This window comes from uncultured Flavobacterium sp. (assembly GCF_963975005.1).
Taxonomy (GTDB): domain Bacteria; phylum Bacteroidota; class Bacteroidia; order Flavobacteriales; family Flavobacteriaceae; genus Flavobacterium.
This window is the reverse complement of record NZ_CAXBFR010000164.1, coordinates 1-5,066: the sequence shown is the minus strand read 5'-3', so window position 1 is coordinate 5,066 and position 5,066 is coordinate 1. Positions and strand designations below refer to the sequence as shown.

Sequence of the window (5,066 nt, the reverse complement as noted above, 5' to 3'; positions counted from 1 at the left end):
CACCGCCAAATCCGCCTCCGAATCCTCCGCCACCAAATCCACCACCAGAAGATCCTCCGCCAAAACCTCCGCCACTTCTACCTAAGCTGCTTAAAATTATCATGTCTAAGATGCCTGGGCCGCCAAATTTACCTGTTCCATTATTTCCACCACCATTATTTTTGTTTTTTGCAATTAAAATAAAAATAATAATCAAGATAATAAAAAATACTATGAACGGAAATGGGTTGTCTTTTTTGTTTTGAATACGACTTCCTTTGTATGTTCCTTTAATTACTTCAAAAACAGCTGTTGTTCCTGCATCTAATCCTTTGTAATAACTTCCAGCTTTGAATTCTGGGATAATTACGTTTCTTGTTATTTCTCCAATAGTTCCAGCGGTTAGATATTGCTCTAAACCATAACCAGATGAAATCCAAATCTCTCTTTCGTCTTTTGCTAATAAAATAATAACACCGTTGTCATTTTGTTTTGTTCCTCCAATTCCCCATTCTTGTCCCCATCTAGGAGTAAGAATGCCAATATCTTCTCCTTTTAAGCTTTCTATTGTAATGACTACTATTTGAGTCGTAGTAGAGTCTGAAAAATGGATTAATTTGTCTTCTAAAGCTTTTTCTTCATTAGCATTTAAAACATCAGCATAATCATATACAGAAGTTTGAAATTTTGGAATTTCCGGAATTTTATATTGTGAAAAGCCCAAAAATGACATTAACATTAAGGATGCGAATATTACAAATTGAATAATTTTATATACTATGTTTATCATTATCCTTTTGAAATTTCGTTTGATAGTTCGTTTGTATCATCTGCTTGATATGGAAAATATTTTTTCAATTGTTTTCCTGCTTTTTTAATACCTTTTACCAAACCTTTTTTGTTTTTTTTTAGAGCAAAATTTGTCAAAACTATTTCTTTTGTACTTTCCCAAAAATCAGTTGGAACAACTTTGTTAATGCCTTCATCGCCAATAATTGCAAATTGATTTCCAGAAACATTTATATAAAACAAAACACCATTTCTGGCTTCAGTTTCATACATTTTTAAAGTGTTAAAAACCTCTGTGGCTCTTTCGATAGGAGGTTTTTCTGATTTTTCCTCAATATGTACGCGAATTTCACCCGATGTATTTTGTTCGGCAATTCGTATAGCTTCAACTATTTTCTCTTCTTGTTTAGAAGTTAAAAAGTCTTCTGTTTTAGACATGTTTATTGTGGTTTTTTGTCGAAATCAAATTCAACTTCTGGTGCTAAATCTGCTCCTTCAACAGCTTTGAAATAAGCTTTTTCTGTAAAGCCAAACATTCCTGCTAATAAATTATTTGGGAACACTTTAATATGATTGTTATATGGTTTAACTGCTTCGTTAAAACGAGTTCTAGCCGTTAAAATTTGATTTTCAGTACTTGCTAACTCGTCTTGTAATTTTAAGAAATTCTGATTTGCTTTTAAATCGGGATATTTTTCAACAGTAACCAATAAACGTGATAAAGCAGAACTTACACCGCCTTGTGCTTGGTTGAATTGATTTAATTGCTCTGGTGTAATGTTTGTTGGGTCAATAGTTACAGATGTAGCTCTTGAGCGAGCATTAATTACTGCTTCTAAAGTAGATTTTTCAAAATCGGCTGCACCTTTAACAGTATTAACTAAATTTCCAATTAAGTCATTTCTTCTTTGGTACGATGTTTCAACATTTCCCCAAGCTTCTGAAATACTTTCGTTTAAAGTCACAGCAGTATTATTTACACCTTTTGCCCAACTGTATGACGCAATTACGATTACAGCTATAATTATTACGGGAATTAACCATTTTTTCATAAGTTCTTGTTTTTTTAATCTGAATTTATTTCAGATTCTGTTAATGTTTAGTTATTAGTCTATTTTTATTAATATTTGTTTCAGAATTTGAAAAGTTATTAGCAAAAAATCTTTAATCTACAGCTCTCCTTTAAATTTTTTCAACTCATTCTTTATAGATTCTAATTTTGAAATGATCTCAAATTTATCTAAAGTTTTCTTTTGATTTTCTTTTAAATGTGTTTTTGCTCCATCTAATGTAAACCCTCTTTCTTTAACCAAATGATAAATTAATTGTAAATTTTTTACATCTTCTGGTGTGAATTTTCTATTTCCTTTTGCGTTTTTTTTAGGCTTTAAAACATCAAATTCTTTATCCCAAAAACGAATTAATGATGTGTTTACATCAAAAGCTTTAGCCACTTCACCAATACTATAATACAATTTTCCTTCGGGTAAATCTACGTGCATAATTTTTTAAACTACAAATTAATATAATTTTGAACACTAGTCTAAAGATTGATTCTCTTGATTAGCAATTTTTGAAATATTGATATATTCTTCTGCCGAAATACTTCCGTAATAAAAATTTAACGGATTTATTTTTTGACCATCTTTTATAACTTCATAATGCAAATGAGGGGCTTCACTTCGTCCTGTACTTCCAACATAGCCAATAACATCTCCACGTTTCACTCTTTGTCCTGCTCTAGCTTTATATTTACTTAAATGGGCGTATAGTGTTACATAACCAAAGCCATGATTTATTTCAATGTGATTTCCATAACCAGATAATGAATTGTCAGCTTTTAAAACAACTCCATCTCCTGTTGCGTAAATTGGAGTTCCTGTTGGTGATGAAAAATCCATACCAGAATGAAATTTTCTTGCTTTTGTAAAAGGGTCACTTCTATAACCAAATCCAGAAGCCATGCGTTTCAATTGTTCGTTTTTAACGGGTTGAATAGCAGGAATTGATGCTAATAGTTTTTCTTTTCCTTTAGCTAAACTAATAATTTCATCTAATGATTTGGACTGAATTACTAATGCTTTTGTTAGTATATCAACCCGCTTTGTAGTGTTTATTACTAAATCAGAATTGTTATATCCTTGTAATTCTTTATATCTATTTACTCCACCAAATCCCTCTTTTCGTTGTTCCATCGGAATAGGTTCACTATTAAAATAAACACGATAAATATTATTATCTCTATCTTCAACAGCCCCCAAAACCTCTTCTATTTGATCAATTTTTTTGTTTAAAATCTTGTAATTTATATTTAAATTTTGAATTTCTCTTGCCTGAAACTTGTCTTTTGGAGTTTCAAGAAAGCTACTGTTAATCAATACAATAAAACTCAAAAAACCAAATAAACCGGCAGATAAAAGAAATAAAAAAGCATAGCCAATTTTTTTCCATCTTCTTGGGCTAATCTTCTTATAGGATAAATTTTCTGGATCGTAATAATATTTTACCTTCGACATTATATAAAATATAGTATTTTTGTGCCTAATTAAAATGTTAGACAGTAGTTATACGAACAAATTTAAGAAATGTTTCATTCTAATCCATTTTTTAAAGTAAAACTTTTCTCAAATTTGCAAATGAATATAATATCTAACAGCAAAAAGATATAAAATCTAATTACCAAAAATGAAATCACAAGACATTAGAAAGCAATTTTTACAATTTTTTGAATCAAAAGGACATTTAATCGTTCCATCTGCACCAATTGTGCTTAAAGATGATCCAACGCTAATGTTCAATAATTCTGGAATGGCTCAGTTTAAAGAATATTTTTTAGGAAATGCCACCCCAAAAAGTAATCGAATTGCCGATACGCAAAAATGTCTACGTGTTTCAGGAAAACATAATGATTTAGAAGATGTTGGTTTTGATACATATCATCATACGATGTTTGAAATGTTAGGCAACTGGTCTTTTGGAGATTATTTCAAAAAAGAAGCCATTAATTGGTCATGGGAGTTTTTAACTGAGGTTTTAAAATTAGATAAAGATCGAATTTATGTTTCAGTTTTTGAAGGAAATCCAACAGAAAATGTTCCTTTTGATCAAGAAGCATTCGATTTATGGAAACAATATGTAAATGAAGACCGAATCATCAAAGGAAATAAAAAAGATAATTTCTGGGAAATGGGCGATCAAGGTCCTTGTGGGCCATGTTCTGAAATTCATATTGATTTACGTTCTGATGAAGAAAGAGCAGCGGTTTCAGGTTTCTCATTAGTAAATGCAGATCATCCGCAAGTAGTGGAAATTTGGAATAATGTGTTTATGGAATTCAACCGTAAAGCAGATGGTTCTTTAGAGAAATTACCAGCACAACACGTTGATACCGGAATGGGATTTGAACGTTTATGTATGGCTATGCAAAACGTGACTTCAAATTATGACACAGATGTTTTTACCCCATTAATTGAGAAAGTAGAACAAATCACAGGATTGAAATACACTTCAAACGAAGTTAAAAATATATCTGAAGAACAAAACAAGACTAACATTGCCATTCGCGTAATTGTAGATCACGTTCGTGCTGTGGCTTTTGCTATTGCTGACGGACAATTGCCTTCAAACACAGGTGCAGGTTATGTAATTCGTAGAATTTTGCGTCGTGCAATTCGTTATGGATTTACATTTTTAGGAACGAAAGAACCTTTCATCTGTCAATTGGTTGATATTTTGGCGAATCAAATGGGTGATTTTTTCCCAGAAATTAGAAAACAACAAGTCTTAGTTATAAACGTAATTCGTGAAGAAGAAGCTTCTTTCTTAAGAACTTTAGATCAAGGTTTACAATTGTTAGATAAGGTAATTGCAGACACAAAAGGAAAACAAGTTGATGGTGCAAAAGCATTTGAATTATACGATACTTTTGGATTTCCAATTGATTTAACAGCTTTGATTTTAAGAGAAAAAGGCTTTGAATTAGATGAAGTTGGTTTCGAAAAAGCAATGCAAGAACAAAAAACCCGTTCGCGTGCTGCTTCAGAAGTTTCAACAGATGACTGGAAAATTTTAGTAGAAGGAAACACTGAATCTTTTGTAGGGTATGACCAAACAGAAAATGATGTCAAAGTCACAAGAATTCGTAAGGTAGATTCTAAAAAAGATGGTGTTTTATATCAAATCGTTTTAGATGCTACTCCTTTTTATCCAGAAGGTGGTGGACAAGTTGGTGATAAAGGAACTTTAGTTTCAGCCAATGAGTCTATTGAAATTATCGATACAAAAAAAGAGAATAATTT

At 31.3% G+C, this 5,066-nt stretch carries 6 protein-coding genes; 1 reads left to right on the top strand and 5 read right to left on the bottom strand.

The genetic code is table 11. The features are described from left to right. The 5 genes from AACZ53_RS13730 to AACZ53_RS13710 form a co-directional block, all read right to left on the bottom strand. On the bottom strand, positions 1 to 718 hold a 718-nt coding region (locus tag AACZ53_RS13730; RefSeq protein ID WP_339839597.1), incomplete at its 3' end, for a TPM domain-containing protein. A gap of 50 nt (positions 719 to 768) precedes the next feature. After that, positions 769 to 1,206 carry a TPM domain-containing protein gene (locus AACZ53_RS13725; RefSeq protein ID WP_339839594.1) on the bottom strand — a complete coding sequence of 146 codons (438 nt, stop codon included), beginning with the start codon at positions 1,204 to 1,206 and terminating at the stop codon, positions 769 to 771. A 2-nt stretch (positions 1,207 to 1,208) separates the two neighbouring features. Further along, positions 1,209 to 1,820, bottom strand: a complete 612-nt coding sequence (locus tag AACZ53_RS13720) for a LemA family protein (RefSeq protein ID WP_339839592.1) — start codon at positions 1,818 to 1,820, stop codon at positions 1,209 to 1,211. A 117-nt stretch (positions 1,821 to 1,937) separates the two neighbouring features. Further along, positions 1,938 to 2,270 (bottom strand): MerR family transcriptional regulator, encoded by a 333-nt coding sequence (locus tag AACZ53_RS13715; protein WP_339839590.1) that lies wholly within the window; start codon positions 2,268 to 2,270, stop codon positions 1,938 to 1,940. 36 nt (positions 2,271 to 2,306) lie between these two features. Next, complete coding sequence (locus AACZ53_RS13710) at positions 2,307 to 3,284, bottom strand: M23 family metallopeptidase (protein WP_339839588.1); 978 nt, start codon at positions 3,282 to 3,284, stop codon at positions 2,307 to 2,309. A 169-nt stretch (positions 3,285 to 3,453) separates the two neighbouring features. On the opposite strand from AACZ53_RS13710, the gene alaS reads away from it, so the two are divergent. Further along, the coding region (alaS, locus tag AACZ53_RS13705; RefSeq protein ID WP_339839585.1) for an alanine--tRNA ligase at positions 3,454 to 5,066 on the top strand (1,613 nt) is incomplete at its 3' end.

What these genes read in the sequence shown, in the direction of transcription:
- AACZ53_RS13720 (WP_339839592.1), bottom strand. Translation starts at nt 1,820, where the DNA reads ATGAAAAAATGGTTAATTCCCGTAATAATTATAGCTGTAATCGTAATT.
- AACZ53_RS13710 (WP_339839588.1), bottom strand. Translation starts at nt 3,284, where the DNA reads ATGTCGAAGGTAAAATATTATTACGATCCAGAAAATTTATCCTATAAG.
- AACZ53_RS13725 (WP_339839594.1), bottom strand. Translation starts at nt 1,206, where the DNA reads ATGTCTAAAACAGAAGACTTTTTAACTTCTAAACAAGAAGAGAAAATA.
- AACZ53_RS13715 (WP_339839590.1), bottom strand. Translation starts at nt 2,270, where the DNA reads ATGCACGTAGATTTACCCGAAGGAAAATTGTATTATAGTATTGGTGAA.